At 34.6% G+C, this 18,618-nt stretch carries 16 protein-coding genes; 9 read left to right on the top strand and 7 right to left on the bottom strand.

Annotated elements, in window-relative coordinates; genetic code table 11:
* Positions 1 to 40: 40 nt before the first annotated feature.
* The 3 genes from FEZ18_RS02625 to FEZ18_RS02635 all read right to left on the bottom strand — a co-directional run bounded on the left by FEZ18_RS02625 (position 41) and on the right by FEZ18_RS02635 (position 3,525).
* On the bottom strand, positions 41 to 406 hold the full coding sequence (locus tag FEZ18_RS02625) for a heavy-metal-associated domain-containing protein (protein ID WP_153266884.1): 366 nt from the start codon (positions 404 to 406) through the stop codon (positions 41 to 43).
* Between the two features lie 173 nt (positions 407 to 579).
* Positions 580 to 2,820, bottom strand: a complete 2,241-nt coding sequence (locus FEZ18_RS02630) for a TonB-dependent receptor (RefSeq protein ID WP_153266885.1) — start codon at positions 2,818 to 2,820, stop codon at positions 580 to 582.
* A 303-nt stretch (positions 2,821 to 3,123) separates the two neighbouring features.
* Positions 3,124 to 3,525, bottom strand: coding sequence for an HYC_CC_PP family protein (locus tag FEZ18_RS02635; RefSeq protein ID WP_228122824.1), 402 nt, complete (start codon positions 3,523 to 3,525; stop codon positions 3,124 to 3,126).
* A gap of 240 nt (positions 3,526 to 3,765) precedes the next feature.
* Between FEZ18_RS02635 and FEZ18_RS02640 the strand changes: the two genes are divergently transcribed.
* From FEZ18_RS02640 to rodA, 7 genes are all read left to right on the top strand, one after another.
* A complete protein-coding gene (locus FEZ18_RS02640) occupies positions 3,766 to 4,221 on the top strand; it encodes a GAF domain-containing protein (protein WP_153266886.1) in 456 nt (151 codons plus the stop codon).
* A gap of 183 nt (positions 4,222 to 4,404) precedes the next feature.
* The gene (gene purH / locus FEZ18_RS02645) at positions 4,405 to 5,937 is read left to right on the top strand and encodes a bifunctional phosphoribosylaminoimidazolecarboxamide formyltransferase/IMP cyclohydrolase (protein ID WP_153266887.1); all 1,533 of its coding nucleotides are present in this window, start codon (positions 4,405 to 4,407) and stop codon (positions 5,935 to 5,937) included.
* Between the two features lie 321 nt (positions 5,938 to 6,258).
* Positions 6,259 to 7,287, top strand: a complete 1,029-nt coding sequence (locus FEZ18_RS02650) for a rod shape-determining protein (RefSeq protein ID WP_153266888.1) — start codon at positions 6,259 to 6,261, stop codon at positions 7,285 to 7,287.
* 23 nt (positions 7,288 to 7,310) lie between these two features.
* The gene (gene mreC, locus FEZ18_RS02655) at positions 7,311 to 8,123 is read left to right on the top strand and encodes a rod shape-determining protein MreC (RefSeq protein ID WP_153266889.1); all 813 of its coding nucleotides are present in this window, start codon (positions 7,311 to 7,313) and stop codon (positions 8,121 to 8,123) included.
* Positions 8,120 to 8,626 (top strand): rod shape-determining protein MreD, encoded by a 507-nt coding sequence (locus FEZ18_RS02660; RefSeq protein ID WP_153266890.1) that lies wholly within the window; start codon positions 8,120 to 8,122, stop codon positions 8,624 to 8,626. Before mreC ends, FEZ18_RS02660 begins: the two co-directional genes overlap by 4 nt.
* Positions 8,623 to 10,560 carry a penicillin-binding protein 2 gene (gene mrdA / locus FEZ18_RS02665; protein ID WP_153266891.1) on the top strand — a complete coding sequence of 646 codons (1,938 nt, stop codon included), beginning with the start codon at positions 8,623 to 8,625 and terminating at the stop codon, positions 10,558 to 10,560. Before FEZ18_RS02660 ends, mrdA begins: the two co-directional genes overlap by 4 nt.
* Positions 10,560 to 11,837 carry a rod shape-determining protein RodA gene (gene rodA / locus FEZ18_RS02670; RefSeq protein ID WP_153266892.1) on the top strand — a complete coding sequence of 426 codons (1,278 nt, stop codon included), beginning with the start codon at positions 10,560 to 10,562 and terminating at the stop codon, positions 11,835 to 11,837. Before mrdA ends, rodA begins: the two co-directional genes overlap by 1 nt.
* A 69-nt stretch (positions 11,838 to 11,906) precedes the next feature.
* Here the strand turns inward: rodA and gldC are convergent, their stop codons facing one another.
* Positions 11,907 to 12,242 carry a gliding motility protein GldC gene (gldC, locus tag FEZ18_RS02675; protein ID WP_153266893.1) on the bottom strand — a complete coding sequence of 112 codons (336 nt, stop codon included), beginning with the start codon at positions 12,240 to 12,242 and terminating at the stop codon, positions 11,907 to 11,909.
* Complete coding sequence (gene gldB / locus FEZ18_RS02680; protein WP_153266894.1) at positions 12,242 to 13,228, bottom strand: gliding motility lipoprotein GldB; 987 nt, start codon at positions 13,226 to 13,228, stop codon at positions 12,242 to 12,244. Before gldB ends, gldC begins: the two co-directional genes overlap by 1 nt.
* Positions 13,229 to 13,304: 76 nt before the next feature.
* On the opposite strand from gldB, the gene nadE reads away from it, so the two are divergent.
* Together nadE and FEZ18_RS02690 are read left to right on the top strand one after the other, a co-directional pair.
* A complete protein-coding gene (nadE, locus tag FEZ18_RS02685; RefSeq protein WP_153266895.1) occupies positions 13,305 to 14,093 on the top strand; it encodes an NAD(+) synthase in 789 nt (262 codons plus the stop codon).
* Positions 14,094 to 14,227: 134 nt separating this feature from the next.
* Positions 14,228 to 14,857, top strand: a complete 630-nt coding sequence (locus tag FEZ18_RS02690; protein ID WP_153266896.1) for a response regulator — start codon at positions 14,228 to 14,230, stop codon at positions 14,855 to 14,857.
* On the opposite strand, the gene dnaG is transcribed toward FEZ18_RS02690, so the two are convergent.
* Together dnaG and FEZ18_RS02700 are read right to left on the bottom strand one after the other, a co-directional pair.
* The gene (gene dnaG, locus FEZ18_RS02695) at positions 14,852 to 16,822 is read right to left on the bottom strand and encodes a DNA primase (protein ID WP_153266897.1); all 1,971 of its coding nucleotides are present in this window, start codon (positions 16,820 to 16,822) and stop codon (positions 14,852 to 14,854) included. The genes FEZ18_RS02690 and dnaG overlap by 6 nt on opposite strands.
* Before the next feature lie 148 nt (positions 16,823 to 16,970).
* Positions 16,971 to 18,326 (bottom strand): UDP-N-acetylmuramate--L-alanine ligase, encoded by a 1,356-nt coding sequence (locus FEZ18_RS02700; RefSeq protein ID WP_153266898.1) that lies wholly within the window; start codon positions 18,324 to 18,326, stop codon positions 16,971 to 16,973.
* Positions 18,327 to 18,618 lie beyond the last annotated feature (292 nt).

An 18,618-nucleotide genomic window follows, 5' to 3' on the forward strand; every position in this document is an offset into this window, starting at 1 on the left:
ATTTTCAGTTTTAGAACTAAAAGCCGACTATCAAATAAAACTACTTTCCGCCCGAATCTTTATGTTCTTCAACCACAACTTCATCGCGATATTTACAGCAGGAATGGATGGCATTATAAGCCTCATCTGGTGCTTTTACAGCCTTGGTATCATGACCAACGCTGGCTATTTTTTTGCTTATGGTTTCTAAATCAGTTTTACGCTCATCGTAAATCAATTGTAACTCATGCGTTTTAACATTCCAAACGGCAGATTTTACCCCTTTTGATGATAAACAAGCCTTTTCAATTCGGCTTTTACACATCATACAAACCCCATCTACTTCAATTGAGGCTTTAGCGTTTTTATTTTGTGCAAAAGTTGTTGTTCCTATCAGCATTAATGCGAAGATCATTATTTTTTTCATGTGTTTATATTTATTGTTTTTACATTGGTAACATGCGACATCTCTTTAATCATTCCCTTGGGTATCAAGTTTTAGTTATGGATGTTTCATGTCTTGATTTTATTTAATTAATCATATAATTTAGTACTTTAAAATTAAAAAAAGCCAATCCTCAATCGTATTATTTCGAGATTTTACTTTATTTTAAATCGTAAACCCGCATAGTAGCTTGCTCCAAAAATTGGTCCGTACACAAAAGTAGTATCAAAATTTGAACCAAAAGGGTTATTTGCCCCCAAAATAGGATTATCTTGTTTTGTATTGGTCATGTTTTCGCCACCAAAATACACTTCAAATTTAGGGGAGAACACTTTGGTAATTTGTGCATTTAAAGTCGTTACACTTGGTGTGTATTCTGGCAACTGAAATGCTAAAGGACTCGTAACTGTCGAAGAAAAACGTTGTTTACCTAGCCAATTGAAAGTCACATCAAACCGCCATTGCCCAGTATCATTATCGTTCATGTGTGTTTCGTAGGCCGCATTTGCAAAAAATCTATTTTTAGGGGTTAGAGGTCTTTCTAGTTTTTCAGATTGGTATTGGGTTTTCACATCGTAATATTTGTAAGCCAACCGTAAATCGAAATGTTCAAAGACATTATAATTCATTTCTATTTGAAAACTATTGGCATAACTATCACCTTCTAAATTATAAAAATTCACTTCTTGCGGATTTTCAAAATCGACCACAACTTGATTTTCAAAATCAGTTCGATAAAAATCTACAGTAATATCGGCTTTTCTTTTAAAAAGATTAAAGCCTTGTAAAAATGAGATCCCGTAATTCCATGCAATTTCTGGATTTAGTCCATAAATTTCGCCATCGCTGTTTAAAATATTAAGCAATCTAGAGGTCGAGAAAACACTTTGATTTTCGGCAAAAATATTAGCACTTCGTTTCCCTCGACCAAATGACGCGCGTAGTGCCGATTTCCCCCATGGCGTATATCTCGCATGAAATCGTGGTGTTACAAAGGTACCCCATAAATTGTGGTTATCTATTCGCAGGCCTGCCGTTAAATTAAGTTTTTCTAAATTATCGAAATTATACTCAAAAAAGCCACCTACAGAGCGTTCGGTTCGCTCGTAATCTGTTGTGTTCACAAGCTCATCGTAATGATCGTAAGTGAAGCTCATTCCTGTTTTAATTTTATGCCTTGAATCACTAATTATCGAATTGTAAATAGCATTAGTGTAGAGGCTATTCTGCTTAATATGATAGAGATTTAAACCATAATACGACTCTTGTTTATGATTGCTATATGCCGCTTGCACCCCTATACTTTGCCAAGGGATTTCCGGATTTATATAACCAAATTTTGTCGATATCTCGTAACGCCTAGTGTCAATTTCGCTTCCCCAAGCATTTGTTGTGCCTTTGTCGGTTTTCGAATTAAAATTAACCTGCCCAGTTTGTTTCTCATCATTTAAAACATTCAAATTCAAAAACGTTACAAAACCTTTTTCGGTATCGATATATTGCCAACGGTTCATGACACTTACTTGTTCTTGTAAAGGCATATCTAAAAACGAATCGTTATTATTATCGTGTTTGGCATCTCTTAAATTACCATGCATATACAAGCCTGTACTCCATTTATCGCTTATTGGCGTGTTTAAATGGGTATTTAATTCTAACCGCCCGTTTGCATTGGCATAGGCATTAATATAAACTTTATTATCTGTAAGCGGTTTAACCAATTCGGCGTTTATTTGCCCTGCAATACTCTCAAAGCCATTTACTACGCTTCCTGCGCCTTTGGTTATTTGGATACTCTCTATCCAAGTGCCTGGAATAAAACTCATCCCAAAAGCCTGTGATGCCCCCCGTATGGACGGGATATTTTCAGTGGCAATCAAGATATACGGACTTGTTAAACCTAGCATTTTTATCTGTCGAGTACCAGTCACGGCATCGGCAAAATTAACATCGATAGAAGGATTGGTTTCAAAACTCTCAGATAAATTACAGCAAGCAGCTTTTAATAGCTCTTCGCTACCTACTGTAAAAGTATTCGCTGCGTGTAAATACGATTTTGTTGTAGTTTGCTTTCTTGAAGTTAGAGTTACAGTGGCTAAATCTCCTTTAGATTCGAGCCAATGACGTATCGTTTTTGGTTGAGATATTGTTAAGGTATCGGTTTTAAATCCTACATAACTTATAACTAATTTTTTGTTTTCGGATGTGTATGGGATACTAAACCTGCCCTCAATATCGGTAACTACCCCAATAGTGGTATCAAGCCAATACACATTTGCTCCAGCTAAACCTGTAGTTGTGTTTTCGGCGTTGGCTTCCATAACAATGCCGCTAACTCTATCTTGCGAAAAACTTATTAATGGTAGTAAAAATAGTAGATATCGTAATGGTTTCATTTTTTTAAATTGAATTGTTTTACATGATGTGATAAAAATCATGATGCGATTTTATTAAAATTGTAGCTTTCTTAAATCGTGGACTAATAATTTACAGGCTTGTATGCTTACACCTTAAAACACTAGGCGCAGACCCCTAAACACCAAATACTTATAAATACTGATAATAAAGCTCTAGCGACTTGCATAACTAGAATACCACAGTTGTAAATTATCCTAATTAACAACTTCAATTAGAAGTGCATAGAATATAAATACACGATTTTTGAGATTTCGCTACAGCGGAAAAAAAATTGGATAAAATCAAATTAAAAAAACATCGAAAAGCACCTGAATATCTTTAACAAGAATAACCGATGCATAATGTTTGTGAGGAATAATCTCCTTTTTAAGAGTTTTAAAAAGATTGGTATAAGCATCGGCAAAAGACATTAGAAACTGCAGATGTTGAAGCTCTAAATCCTCAAACGACGAGAATTTTAAAACGTCTTGTCCTTTTACAACCTTCGTAATATCTTTACAACATTTCTTGTCGTGATTTACTTCTAAACTTTCCTTTTCACACTTCTTGGCTTCAGCAAAAATAGCCGAATCAATAAGCACATCACCACAAAAGTGTTTCTCTACAGTAAAAGATAGTGTAGATAACAACACCAAAACCGTCATTAAGGTCGAAAAGATTTTATTTAAATTTAAATGTCTCATAATGCTCATTGCAAAAATATAAAACTTAAGCCAATCGCAACTAATTTTCAAAATTATTAATAGATTATAAACTCAATAAATGAATTAAGATTTTGACCCATCGGAAACAGCTCGTATTTCAAAACAGCTTTTTAGCAGTAAATCTCACCGCAATGTTGGCGATGTCATGGCGTCGTATTATTTTAGAAATAATAAATCAATTCGCCGCATTTTAATACTTTTGCTAAAAAAAATAAACCTATGTCTTTCGAATTATTAAAACCGCAAGTAGAAACTATAATTTCTAACAGTACAAAAACCAAAAACGAACGTTTACAAGCCATTTGCCAATTACTAGAATCTAACATAGACTATTACAACTGGGTTGGTTTTTATTTTGTAAACGGAGACAAACAAGAATTAATTTTAGGCCCTTATGTTGGCGAACCTACAGACCATACAGTTATTCCGTTTGGAAAAGGTATTTGCGGACAAGTTGCTGTAAGTAACAAGAACTTTGTCGTGCCAGATGTTAAGGCTCAAGATAATTATATTGCCTGCAGTCTTACGGTAAAGTCTGAAATTGTAGTACCCATTTTTGTTAACGGTAAAAACGTGGGACAAATAGATATCGACTCGAATACCTTAGACCCTTTTACCGAAAAAGACGAGCGTTTTTTAGAGTTTGTTTGCGAAAAAGTATCGAGCATTTTATAAACTGCAAATTAATAAGTTAACCAACAGTTGTGGTGCTTTACTGCAATACGAACACGATAATATAACGTATTGTAAACCTCGCTTTTTTAAATGCAAAAAATTGACAGTCTTTTTTTAGGGGTTAAAAGCCAAAGTTTTAGCTTAAATAATTACTTTTGCATTTTTTAACACAACATACTAATAATGAGCAACGAAAAAACAATTAAGTCTGCACTAATTTCGGTATTTAACAAAGAGGGATTAGCACCAATTGTAAAAAAACTAAACGCCCAAGGAGTAACCATTTATTCTACTGGTGGCACAGAAAAATTTATTAAAGATTTAGGTGTCGAGGTGATCCCTGTTGAGGATGTGACCTCCTACCCTTCTATTCTAGGCGGTCGTGTAAAAACATTGCATCCTAAAGTTTTTGGAGGCATTTTAAACCGACAAAACCACGATGGCGATGTTGCCGAATTAGCAGAATATGACATTCCACAAATTGATGTTGTTATTGTTGATTTATATCCATTTGAAAAAACAGTTGCTTCTGGAGCAAGCCAACAAGATATTATTGAAAAAATAGATATTGGTGGTATTTCGCTAATTCGAGCAGCGGCTAAAAATTTTGCTGATGTAATTTGTGTATCCTCAGTAGATGATTACGACGAGTTTTTAGAATTGATTTCTGAAAATAATGGTCGTCTTTCTGAAGAAGATAGAAAACGCTTTGCTGGAAAAGCCTTTAATGTTTCGTCGCACTATGATACCGCAATTTTCAACTATTTTAATAAAAACCATAACGAAACGGTTTTAAAAATAAGTGAAACAAAAGGAAAAGTTTTACGCTACGGAGAAAATCCGCATCAAAAAGGTTTTTTTTACGGAGATTTCGATGCCTTATTCACAAAAATACACGGCAAAGAGTTAAGTTATAACAATTTATTAGATGTTGATGCTGCCGTAAATTTAATGAACGAGTTTAAAAATGATGCCCCAACTTTTGCTATTTTAAAACATAATAATGCCTGTGGTCTAGCCCAGCGAAGCACGCTACACCAAGCCTATACCGACGCACTAGCAGGCGATCCTGTGTCTGCTTTTGGAGGTGTTCTAATTAGTAATACAGCAATCGATTTGGAAACGGCAGAAGAGATACACAAACTGTTTTGCGAAGTTGTTATTGCTCCCGCTTTTTCTGATGAGGCTGCAGCCCTATTAAAAGGAAAGAAAAATAGAATTCTTCTGATTTTAAACGATGTCGAATTACCTGAAACCCATATTAGAAGCTGTTTAAATGGCCTGTTGGTGCAAGACAAAGACCACATCACCGATCGTGTTGAAGATTTAAAAAATGTTACAAATCTAAACCCATCGCAAGCCGAATTAGAGGATTTAATTTTCGCTTCAAAAATTTGTAAACACACCAAATCGAATACCATTGTTTTAACAAAAAACAAACAACTATGCGCTAGTGGTACAGGCCAAACCAGCCGTGTTGACGCCTTAAATCAAGCCATACATAAAGCTCAATCATTTAATTTTGATTTAAATGGTGCTGTTATGGCGAGCGATGCCTTTTTTCCATTTCCAGATTGTGTGGAAATTGCTAAAAACGCTGGTATTACTGCGGTAATTCAGCCTGGTGGCTCAATAAAAGATCAATTAAGTATTGATTATTGCAACGAAAACAATGTGGCTATGGTTATGACAGGGACCCGTCATTTTAAGCATTAAACCCGTTATTTAGAAAAATAATCAATAGCTTCATATGCTCTAGTTAAGTCAAGAAACAAGAGTTAATACTGCACTCGAATTTAAAATCGAGTGCAGTATTACAATGTTAAAAACCTTTCGTTTGTCATCAAGACTGCGTTAAACCTGTATTTTAATCTAACTCTAGAGCATAAATACATCAAATAAAATCGATAAAAAGCCAATATTAAGTTAATACTTGTTTTTCAATGGTATTTGACCACCATTAAAACCCAATATATTTATTTACTTTTATTACTTTTACGAAATTACTTTAACACCCCCTTAAAAGATTTAAAATACATGGGCTTTTTTGACTTCTTAACCGAAGAAATCGCAATAGATTTAGGTACTGCAAATACACTAATTATTCACAACGACAAAGTTGTAGTAGATTCGCCATCAATAGTAGCGCGCGATAGGGTTTCTGGAAAAATAATCGCCGTTGGGCAGCAAGCGAGTTTAATGCAAGGTAAAACTCATGAAAACATCAAAACAATTCGCCCTTTAAAAGATGGCGTTATTGCAGATTTTGATGCTTCAGAGCAAATGATTAGCATGTTTATTAAAAACATTCCTGCCTTAAAAAAGAAATTTTTTACTCCCGCATTACGCATGGTTATCTGTATCCCATCAGGCATTACAGAAGTAGAAATGCGTGCCGTAAAAGAAAGTGCAGAACGCGTTAATGGCAAAGAGGTATATCTAATTCACGAGCCTATGGCCGCAGCCATAGGAATTGGTGTAGATATTATGCAACCTAAAGGAAACATGATTGTAGATATAGGTGGTGGTACTACCGAAATCGCTGTACTTGCCTTAGGTGGTATTGTTTGCGATAAATCGGTTAAAATCGCTGGCGATGTATTTACAAATGATATTGTTTACTATATGCGCACCCAGCACAATTTATATGTGGGAGAACGTACTGCTGAAAAAATAAAAATACAAATTGGCGCTGCGACAGAAGACTTAGAATTACCTCCAGAAGATATGAGCGTGCAAGGGCGTGACTTACTCACAGGTAAACCTAAACAAGTATCGATATCTTATAGAGAAATCGCAAAAGCACTAGATAAATCTATATTGCGCATTGAAGATGCCGTTATGGAAACTTTATCGCAAACCCCTCCAGAGTTGGCTGCCGACATTTACAATACTGGTATATATTTAGCAGGTGGTGGATCTATGCTACGTGGTTTAGACAAGCGTTTATCTCAAAAAACAGACCTTCCTGTTTATATCGCAGAAGACCCCTTACGTGCTGTTGTTAGAGGAACAGGGATCACCCTTAAAAACTTAGGAAAATTTAAAAGCATTCTGATAAAATAAAAGCTAAAAACAGTTCCTAAATCATGCAACAGATTATAAATTTTATAATTAGACACAAAACCTTTTTGTTGTTCTTCTTGTTGTTCTTATTAGGTATTGCTTTTACCATAAATTCACACTCTTATCATAAAAGTAAGTTTATAAACTCTGCCAATTTTTTAACGGGAGGTGTTTATAATTCTTTTAACAACTTGAGTATTTATTTTAAACTAAAATCACAAAACAACCTTCTACAAGAAGAAAATAATCATCTCAGAAACCTTTTATTCAATTCAAAACACATCAATAATTCCGTGTTTTCAGATAGTGCTTATTTTGATAAACCTTACCAAGTTATTAGCGCTAATGTGATAAAAAACAGTTATTCGACCAAAAACAATGTCATCTTAATCAATAAAGGTTTAAATGATAGTATAAAAGAAGATTATGGGGTAATTACCAGCAAAGGTATTCTGGGGATTATAGATAATTCTAGCCGTAATTATTCCACAGTTATTTCCATTTTAAATACAACAAGTAAAATTAGCGCTCAATTACAAAAAACAAACCATTTTGGTTCTTTAACCTGGAATGGAGAAGCACCAAATATTGTACAACTAATAGATGTAGAGAAAATAGCTCCTGTGGCCCTAGGAGATACCATTGTAACCTCAGGACGCTCTTCTATTTTTCCAAAAGGCATTCCTATTGGAACCATAAAAGATTTCGAGCTAGATATTGCAGAAAACTACTATGCCATAAATGTAAAATTGTTTAACGACATGACCAATCTTGAACACGTTTACATTATTGAAAATAGAGATATTGATGAGATTACTAAATTGCTAAACGAATGAATGCTATACTCGCTACACATAGTTTACGTTTTGTAATACTCATCTTAGTTCAGGTGCTAATATGTAGTCAAATAGATTTTTTAGGCTACATTAATCCCTACATTTACATACTTTTTATCATTTTGTTTCCGGTAAAAAACAATCGTGTTGTATTCATTTTGCTTAGCTTTTTACTGGGATTAGTAGTGGATCTGTTTCTAGACTCTGGCGGTATTCATGCGGCAGCTTCCGTTTTTATTGCTTATGCACGACCCTTAGCTTTAAAGTTTTCTTTTGGTATGGTATACGAAAACCAAAACATGAAATTTAATAATGTTGAGTTTGGAGCAAAACTAACCTATATCACACTGCTCACTGTTGCCCATCATATTATTTTATTTTTTTTAGAAATATTTAGCATTTCTAAAATAATTTTAATCGCAGAAAAAACGTTATTCTCAAGTATTTTTACTATACTACTTTGTATGTTAATAACTATTATTTTTAGTCGAAAATCTACATGAGACAACTTTTACTTTTTATCACGGTAATCCTCGTAGGACTTGTTTTTATATCGAGACTTTTTTATTTACAGGTATATAATTCAACAGCAAATAGTTTATTTGATGATAATGCCATAAGAAAAGTGTACGATTACCCTAAACGGGGCTTTGTTTACGATAGAAATGGCACTCTTTTAGTAGCCAACCAGCCTGCATACGATGTTATGGTAATTCCAAGAGAGGTGAAGCCACTAGACACTTTAGAGTTTTGCGCTTTACTAAAAATAGACAAAACTAAATTTATAGATACCTATAATAAAGCATACCATTACTCCCCAAGATTGCCATCGGTTTTTGTATCGCATCTCTCAAAAGAAGACTACGCCATTCTACAAGAAAAAATGCGAAAATTTGAAGGTTTTTATATTCAAAAACGTTCACTTAGAAAATACGAAACCACTATTGGAGCAAATGTTCTAGGGGATATAGGAGAAGTGAACAATGCCATTATAAAAAAAGACCCCTATTATAAAATGGGAGATTTAATTGGCAAACAAGGTATAGAGGCGTCTTATGAAAACACTTTACGCGGCGTAAAAGGCATTAAATTTATACAAAAAGATAGATTTAATAGAAATATTGGCCCTTATAAAAATGGTGCGTTCGATACTATTCCAGTCCAGGGTAAAGACATCACCATTACTATAGATGCAAAACTACAAGAATACGGCGAACTACTTATGCAAAACAAACGCGGTGGCGTTATTGCGATCGAACCCGCAACTGGTCAAATCTTAGCAATGGTTGCGGCACCATCATACGACCCTAATGACTTAGTAGGTAGAAAACGCTCCAAAAATTTCAATAAACTTATACGTGACAGTATCGCAAAACCACTTTTTAATAGAAGTTTACAAGGGGTTTACGAACCAGGATCACCTTTTAAATTAATGAATGCCCTTATAGGATTACAAGAAGGTGTGATAACTCCTAACGAAACCGTAACCTGCTATGCCGGCTATAAATACGGCAATCGTTTTATGAAATGCCATTGTCGCGTGGGCAAACGAAACGACTTAGTAAACGGCATTCAAGAATCGTGTAATGCTTATTTTGCAACCGCTTACAGACGTATTTTAGATAAAACAGGAAATGCCTCAACGGGCATTGATGTTTGGAGCAATCACGCCAAAAGTTTTGGCTTGGGTAACTTTTTAGGCTACGATTTAAGAGTGGGTCAAAAAGGCAGAATTCCAGATAGAGCATATTACAAAAGGGTTTACCCAAAAACATTCTACTCCACATATACCATTTCGAATTCTATTGGGCAGGGAGAAGTAGCCACTACCCCAATTCAATTGGCTAATATGACTGCTGCCATAGCAAACAGAGGTTTTTTTTACACCCCGCATATCATTAAATCCATAGAAGGTGAAACCATTCCGGAAAAATTTACAACACCAAAATACACCAGTATTGATAAAAAACATTTTGAACCTGTTATTGAAGGTATGCATCAGGTGTATAAAAACGGAACTGCAAAATGGTTACAGGTTGAAGGTATTGATATTTGCGGAAAAACAGGAACAGTTGAAAATTTCGCCATAATAGACAGTGTTAAAACGCAATTAACAGACCACTCTATTTTTGTGGCCTTTGCCCCAAAAGATGATCCTAAAATCGCTATTGCCGTTTTTGTTGAAAACGGATATTTTGGAAGTCGGTTTGCTGGAAAAGTAGCTAGTCTAATGATAGAAAAACACATAAAAGGGTTTACAACTCGAAAAGATTTAGAGAAATGGCTTTTAGAACGCAGTTTAGAAGAAGAGTATGCTAAACAATATTCTGGCGAACCCTTTAAAATAAACAGACAAAGCACTTATCAATTCGTTGATAAAGAGGAGTTTGAACAACTCTATAACAGATTAAATGCAATTAATAACGCATCGCATTAATGACCAGAGAAACGAATAGATATTTTAGATTCGATTGGATTACCATAATTCTCTTCTTGATGCTGGTTGGATTTGGATATTTAAATATCCTCTCGGCATCACATTCGGGGAACACCATAGATTATTTCGATTTTTCGCAGCCCTATGGCAAACAACTTATTTTTATTTTTTTAAACTTTGGTTTAATTGTGCTATTATTAGCTATCGATGCGAAGTTTTACGAACGGTTTTCAAGCGTGATATATTTTATTTCTATACTCTCGCTCATCGGACTTTTTCTTTTCGGAAAAACAGTAAATGGCGCACTATCATGGTATGCTATTGGAGGGATGACCATTCAACCCAGTGAATTTGCTAAAATGGCCACAGCCCTTGCAGTCGCCAAATACGTAAGCGATTTAAATACTGATATTAGGGTCTTTAAGGATCAAATGAGAACCTTTTTAATCATTCTCACTCCTGCTATTTTAGTACTGTTACAAAACGATACCGGTAGTACTATTGTATACGGTGCTTTCTTTTTTGTTTTATATCGAGAGGGCCTACCAAAGTACCATTTAACTCTAGGAATCTCTACCATTATACTGGCTGTATTATCCTTGAAATTCGGTGCGGTTATGACATCAATTATTGCATCAATTATAATAATTAGCATGCATGTTTTAAGAAAAAAGAAAATACGCCTTTATCAAACTATATCCATCTTAAGCCTTACTATTGCCTTTTCTTTTGGAGTAAAATTCTTCTACCAAAGTATTCTAAAACCGCACCAACAAGACCGCATAAGCCTATGGCTTAGACTAGAAAAAGACCCTGTTAAATTGCAGCAAATGAAAAGAACTTTTGCTTATAATTTAAATGAATCTGAAAAGGCGATAAGCTCGGGGAAATTAACTGGAAAAGGTTTTATGGAGGGCACACGAACCACTGGTAATTTTGTACCAGAACAGCATACCGACTATATTTTTACTACGGTTGGTGAGGAATGGGGCTTTTTAGGCACCACATTTGTCGTTGTGCTTTTTGTGCTTCTCATTATAAGAATTTTACATTTAGCCGAACGCCAGAAAAATCAATTTAGCCGGGTTTATGGTTATGGCGTAGCCTCAATAATTTTTATGCATTTCTTAATAAACATAGGTATGGTCATGGGACTAATTCCAACTATTGGTATTCCTCTCCCTATGTTTAGTTATGGTGGTTCTGGCCTTTGGGCTTTTACTATATTGCTTTTTATTTTTATTAAATTAGACTCTAATAGGATTAATGAGTGGTAAATAGGTTTTAGTCTGTAGTCTATGCTCTATCATCTATTGGCGATCGTCCATCCTCTAAAAACCATAAACTCACTTCTTAAGCTCCAGTTTTTCAGCAAAATAATCACAAAAATCTTTCATGGTAGCCGTCATTTTTTCATCTTGGGTCGCCCTATGAAACGTATCAGACATGGCTACTAAGGTTTGATAAAAAAACACTTTCATCTCGTTAACAGGCATATCTTTTGTCCACAAATCTATACGTAAAGTCTCTTTCTTTTTAGCATTCCAAACACTAAGCATCATGGCTTTGGCTTCTTCATTTGTAACATCGCCATCTTGGGCGGTCCAGAATAATTTTTCAGGAATTTTATTCTCATCTAATTCAACTTGTAGTTCTATTGTAGACGTTTGATTTTTTGCCATTACTTTCGAGGTTTAAATTTACTATTATTAAATATTTCTTCGGTAGATTTCACGAACATATCGGTTAGATTCACGTTGTTATTCTCCATATAAGCCCTTACAATTTGCCATCCTATATATTGACCTAAGCGTCCTGGGGACTCGGCATCAATTTCTTCTAAATAAAACTTGGTAAAAGGTGCAGGATTAATAAATCTGCTGGGGAGTTTAGAGTCTGTACTAAACAACAGTTCTCGCTCTACAAAATAACGCCAAATATAACTCTCGTTATCAATCGCCCAACGTAATTGCTCTGGTTGGTAGTTAATGCGTTCTGCTTCGGTTTTAAAAGGGATTACCCTATCTTTAAAATAAAGTAACTTTCCAAAATAAACCATTTCGTCTAACAGCGTTTTATTGTGCTGTCTGGGTACGAATTTTTTAGCATAAGCTTGGGCTAAATCGATAACAACCTGTTCTTTTTTAAAATCTTGATAAACATATTTTGGAATGTTGCCATAGACATAAAACTCATGATCGCTCCCCAAATAATTATCTAATGCCAGCAAAACTAAAGAATCTGTAACGATTACTTTATTGCGATAATCGACCTCGTTAGTAACTGTAATTACTCGCGGTGGTACAAACTCAGGAAAATAATATGTTAAATGATTGAACAACGATTCTATATCTGCCTTAGGGGCACTAAAATCTGAAAATACTTTACTAACCTCTTGAGAAAGGAGCTTTTGTAAGGTATCGTTTTTCTTTGCCAACCAGAAAGAATCTGAATATTGCTCAGGAAACATAAAAGGATATTCTTTCTTTAAGTTTGGAAAATCGTTTGGCGAAACGTTTGCAAAAAGCATATCAAAACGCTCTATATCTATACTTGTATTTAATTTAGCAATACGCTTTTCCAATTCATTTTCCGGCTTACAAGAAAGCACCATAAAAAAAATAACAAAGCAAAATATCAGGTTTTTTAAATAAAACTTAAACAACATATATTTATTTTTATTGATAGGTTTCGTTTATTTTTGTTTACAAAGGTACTATTATTAGATTAAAATCGATTTAAATATGCAAACAGAAAAAGTGATTCATCACATTGTTAACTGGTTAAAAGATTACGCCAACAATGCTGGTGTAAATGGTTTTGTAATTGGTATTTCTGGAGGTATCGATTCGGCAGTAACCTCTGTGTTATGTGCAAAAACTGGGCTAAATGTCTTATGTGTTGAAATGCCAATACATCAGGCAGAAAGTCATGTTAGCAGAGCTAGAGAACAAATACGAAGTCTTAAACGACGCTTTAGCAATGTTGATGATACCCGAAGTGATTTAACCCCTGTTTTTGAATGCTTTAAAACCGCTGTTTTTTTTGATGCCGATCAAAAAACAATCGATATGGCTTTGGCAAACACCAGAGCGCGTTTACGCATGACCACCCTCTATTTTTACGCTGGAATGTATAACTTACTAGTGGCAGGAACAGGTAACAAAATTGAAGATTTTGGTATTGGTTTTTACACAAAATACGGTGATGGCGGTGTGGATTTAAGTCCTATTGCAGATTTATTAAAAACAGACGTCTATAAATTAGGTGAATTTCTTGAAGTTCCAGAATCCATCATGAAAGCGGCACCAAGCGATGGTTTATTTGGCGATGCTAGAAGTGACGAAGATCAAATTGGAGCATCTTACCCAGAACTTGAATGGGCCATGAAAATGGATACTTTAGGAAAAACAGCAACAGATTTTTCTGGAAGAGAACAGGATGTCTTTAAAATTTACAAACGCTTTAATACAGCGAATAAACACAAAATGATCCCTGTGCCAATTTGCAAAATTCCTAATGATTTGAAGTAATTACTATTATATTTCAATAAATTAAAGTAATTATTGTCATTTTGTCAAAATGTCTTATCTTTGTATAAGACAACATCTCCGAGTAACCATCCTAATATCCAACAATTAGGATGAAACCAATAAAATATTAAACAATGATAAAATTACTAATTGCAGACAGTCACCCCATTATTAGAAAGGGTTTAGAGCACCTGTTTTCGGTATCTTCAGATATAAAAATTGTAGGTAGCGTAGCCAATGGTACTGAAATCTTAGACTTTATTAAACACCATGAAGTTGACATTCTTTTAACCGAGATTAACCTACCTAAAATGAACGGCTTAACCGTTTTACGCCATTTAAAGAAAGACCATCCAGAGCTAAAAACATTAATTTTTAGTAGCGAACCAGAAGAGGTATATGGCATAAATGCAATTAAAGCTGGCGCTTCAGGATTTGTTTCGAAATCGGTAAATATAATAACGATAAACGACGCCATCTTAAGAGTTCATCAAGGCGGTATTTATTTAAGTGATGCCTTAACGCAACAGCTTGCTCAAAGTGCGAAATCGAATAAATCTGGATCGTATTACAAAAAGCTGTCGACACGCGAGTCTGAAGTTTTAAAATTACTGTCTATTGGTAAAAAGAATAAAGAAATCGCCAAAGAACTTAATATTAACGAGAAAACTGTAAGTACTTATAAAGCGCGTTTAATGCGAAAATTAAAAGTTGACAATTTAATCGACCTTGTTAATCAAGCAAAAATCTCCTTAGAATCATAAAACGCGATTAAGCTTTCTTGACAACAACATTTTTAGACTCAAATAGTCTTTTACTTCTTCAAGTATATTTCTATTTGTGTCTATTTTATTTTCAACAGTTTCTTGTTGATACTCTTTCACTTTTTGATCGATTAAAAAGCAGCGTAAACTCAAAATAGTTTCGCTCACCAATTGGGCAACGCTTTTGTTTTTTTCTTTCGGAAAAATATCCATCCTATTCCAATCGTCCAAAACATAACGCTCGTCATCCATTAGAATGGTTGTAATTTCGTTGGCCATATCTTGATCTACCGAATTTATAAAAGATTTTAGCTCGAAATTATCACTTTGATTTAACTTGTCTATAATCGTAAAATACAATGTTTTAAATTGTGGATTAGAGAATTCCATTTCATCATCTTGTAAATCTAAAAACACCTTTTCAAACACTTTAGCTTGGTGAATTACGGGCTCTAAAACCAACTCATTTTTATCATTTTCTTTTAGAACCAAATCTTCAAAATCTTCTGTTTTATTTCCGTAAAGCAATAATACCTCTATTATTTTACGCTCTAAAACATACTGTATATCGACTTTACGAGTTTCAAAATCATTTTTAACTACATCAAATAATTTCGCATCTTTAAATTCATCATTTTGTACTCGTTTAGTCAAATCGTCTATTCTTCTGCTTCTAAAGCGCGCAATGGAATCATACATTCTGCTCTCATCAACATCCATTATGGATGAAATTCTTCTTGCATAAATCTGTTGTTTTATTTCATCTGGTATGAGTGCAATTGTAGTAATCATACTTGTTATAGCTTCAGTTTTTTTTACGGGATCATCTCTTGTTTCGTCCAACAATAAATTTGCTTTAAACTCGATAAAATCTTTAGCATTTTCTTCCAAATAAAGCGAAAGCGCTTCTAAAGAATTCTTTTTAGCAAAACTATCGGGATCTTCGCCCTCTGGAAACGTGCAGACTTTTACGTTCATGCCTTGTTCCAGAATTAAATCTATACCCCGAAGAGCCGCACGCATACCCGCTGCATCGCCATCAAATAAAACCGTAATGTTTTTTGTAAGCCTATTTATTAGTCTTATTTGATCGGGTGTTAAAGCGGTTCCTGATGAGGAAACTACATTCTTTATACCCCTTTGATGAAATTGAATAACATCGGTATAGCCTTCAACCAAATAACAATTATCTTCTTTTGCAATACTCTGTTTAGCCAGATAAATGCCATATAACACTTTACTTTTGTTGTAAATAGGGCTCTCTGGTGAATTTACATATTTGGCCGCTTTTTTATCGCTAGTTAAAATACGACCGCCAAAACCTAAAACACGACCACTCATGCTTTTTATAGGAAACATAATACGCCCTTTAAACCTATCGAAGCGTTTTGTTTCTTTAACTATAGTAAGCCCCGTTTTTTCTAAAAAATCTATGTTATAGCCTTGTTTTAAAGCTTCATCTGTAAATGCCTGCCAAGCATCTAACGAATAGCCTAAGTCGAATTTCTTAATGGTTTCTTCTGTAAAACCACGTTCTTTAAAATAGCTTAAGCCTATAGATTTGCCTTGATCGGTTTTATGTAATATTTTTTTAAAGTAGTTGCTTGCAAATTCACTCACTAAATACAAACTCTCACGCTCGTTTGCCGCCTCTTTTTGCTCGTCGGAATGCACGGTTTCTTCAATCTCAATATTGTATTTTTTAGCCAAATATCGTATGGCTTCCGGATACGTGAAGTGCTCGTGCTCCATTAAAAACGATACTGCCGTACCGCCTTTTCCCGTTGAAAAATCTTTCCAGATCTGCTTAACTGGCGACACCATAAAACTTGGTGAGCGCTCGTCGCTAAACGGACTTAAGCCTTTAAAGTTACTGCCTGCTTTTTTTAGTTGTACGAAATCGCCAATAACCTCCTCTACTCTGGCGGCTTCAAATACTTGATCTATGGAAGATGGTGATATCACTGAATAAACTTTGTTTTATATGTAAAAATAATACAATCTCTGTATTTAAAAAACCCAAGTGATTTAAGAATTTGATGTAAAAACAAAAACCATTCTGGCATGGTATACAATCTACTTCCTAAATTAGTTAAAAAAAAATGAAGTACTCTTATTTAACCAAGCTTTTCAAGTCGTCGAAATCTAATCCGCCATAATCACCTGAACTCATTAATAACAATACTGTATTATTTAAATTTTGTGCGAATAAAAAGGCTTTAAAATCTTCTGGATTAGTGTAAATAATAATATCGTCTCGCTGAAAAGCATTTGCGATTTGCTCCTGTGTAACTGGCTCTAATTTTTTTATATCTACAGCCTGCGGTGAATAAAATACCACAGCAACATCGGCTGCATTTAAGCTGCCTTTATAAGCTTTTAAAAATTCGGCATTTAAACTGCTATAAGTATGCAACTCTAAGCAGGCAATTAACCTTCGATTTGGATATTGCGCTTTAACCGCATTCGTTGTAGCTTTCACTTTACTTGGTGCATGTGCAAAATCTTTATATGCCACACTAGTTTCGTTTTCTGCTATTTTTTCTAAACGTTTACTAGCGCCTTTAAATGTGGAAATGGCCTCGTAAAAATCATCCTCGTCAATACCCATATGCTGACAAATCCATTTTGCCCCCGCCAAATTATTAAGGTTATGCTTTCCAAAAATCTCGATAGGTAAATCGCCTTCTGGCGTTTCTAAAAGTGTTTGTCCACCCTCAACCGAATATTGTGGCGTGTTATACGGTATTTTTCGAATTGGATTTTCTGATGCTTCAACGACACGAACAACCTCGACATCTTCTTCGTTGTAAGTAATGCTTCCCCCATTAACAATGGAATCTATAAAAACACTAAACTGCTCAACATAATTCTCGTAAGTTGGAAACACATTAATATGATCCCAAGCAATACCGCTTAATAAGGCTATGTTGGGTTTGTAGAGATGAAATTTTGGACGTCTGTCTATAGGCGAACTTAAATACTCATCGCCCTCTAAAACTATAAAATCATTTTCGTCGGTAAGTTTTACCATGACATCGAAACCGTCTAATTGCGCACCAATCATATAATCGACCGCTCTATCGTGGTAGTGCATAACGTGCAAAATCATTGCGGTTATAGTTGTTTTACCGTGACTTCCACCAATTACAACACGTGTTTTATGCTTAGATTGCTCGTATAGAAATTCTGGGTAGCTGTATATTTTTAAATCCAATTCTTGAGCTTTTAATAGCTCGGGATTATCAAGCTTAGCGTGCATACCTAAAACAATAGCATCTAAATTTTTGTTAATCTTATCAGGGAACCAACCCAGCTCGTCTGGTAATAAACCTTTGGCTTCTAACCTGGATTTTGAGGGTTCGTAAATAACATCATCACTTCCGGTTACTCGGTAGCCTTTATTGTGTAGCGCTATCGCTAAATTATGCATTGCAGAACCACCAATAGCAATAAAATGTATATTCATTTGTGTTGTTTTGAAGATTTGCAAATATACTTTTTTGACTTGAATTCAATACTGTTTTAAAGATATAAAATATCATGTGCTCACTAAAAACAAATAACCATTAATGCGTATTGCAGCTCTAAACATTTATTCATTTTCAAGACATAAAATGCTAAGTCTGCTTTACAGCCAAAAGCAGCCACATTATCACAGTACTATGAAGAACCTTTTATATTCTTTAAAGTGATTTAATACTTTCTTTGAAAGGTTAAAAATGAGTTTGAAGTGTAAAAAAACAACGTTAGAAACCCGG

Source organism: Oceanihabitans sp. IOP_32 (assembly GCF_009498295.1).
Taxonomy (GTDB): Bacteria; Bacteroidota; Bacteroidia; order Flavobacteriales; family Flavobacteriaceae; genus Wocania; species Wocania indica.

Coding starts and splice junctions, on each gene's coding strand:
- FEZ18_RS02635 (WP_228122824.1), bottom strand. CDS start 3,525: ATGAGACATTTAAATTTAAATAAAATCTTTTCGACCTTAATGACGGTT.
- FEZ18_RS02640 (WP_153266886.1), top strand. CDS start 3,766: ATGTCTTTCGAATTATTAAAACCGCAAGTAGAAACTATAATTTCTAAC.
- FEZ18_RS02660 (WP_153266890.1), top strand. CDS start 8,120: ATGAATGCTATACTCGCTACACATAGTTTACGTTTTGTAATACTCATC.
- FEZ18_RS02650 (WP_153266888.1), top strand. CDS start 6,259: ATGGGCTTTTTTGACTTCTTAACCGAAGAAATCGCAATAGATTTAGGT.
- purH (WP_153266887.1), top strand. CDS start 4,405: ATGAGCAACGAAAAAACAATTAAGTCTGCACTAATTTCGGTATTTAAC.
- FEZ18_RS02625 (WP_153266884.1), bottom strand. CDS start 406: ATGAAAAAAATAATGATCTTCGCATTAATGCTGATAGGAACAACAACT.
- FEZ18_RS02630 (WP_153266885.1), bottom strand. CDS start 2,820: ATGAAACCATTACGATATCTACTATTTTTACTACCATTAATAAGTTTT.
- rodA (WP_153266892.1), top strand. CDS start 10,560: ATGACCAGAGAAACGAATAGATATTTTAGATTCGATTGGATTACCATA.
- gldB (WP_153266894.1), bottom strand. CDS start 13,228: ATGTTGTTTAAGTTTTATTTAAAAAACCTGATATTTTGCTTTGTTATT.
- gldC (WP_153266893.1), bottom strand. CDS start 12,242: ATGGCAAAAAATCAAACGTCTACAATAGAACTACAAGTTGAATTAGAT.
- FEZ18_RS02690 (WP_153266896.1), top strand. CDS start 14,228: ATGATAAAATTACTAATTGCAGACAGTCACCCCATTATTAGAAAGGGT.
- mreC (WP_153266889.1), top strand. CDS start 7,311: ATGCAACAGATTATAAATTTTATAATTAGACACAAAACCTTTTTGTTG.
- FEZ18_RS02700 (WP_153266898.1), bottom strand. CDS start 18,326: ATGAATATACATTTTATTGCTATTGGTGGTTCTGCAATGCATAATTTA.
- mrdA (WP_153266891.1), top strand. CDS start 8,623: ATGAGACAACTTTTACTTTTTATCACGGTAATCCTCGTAGGACTTGTT.
- nadE (WP_153266895.1), top strand. CDS start 13,305: ATGCAAACAGAAAAAGTGATTCATCACATTGTTAACTGGTTAAAAGAT.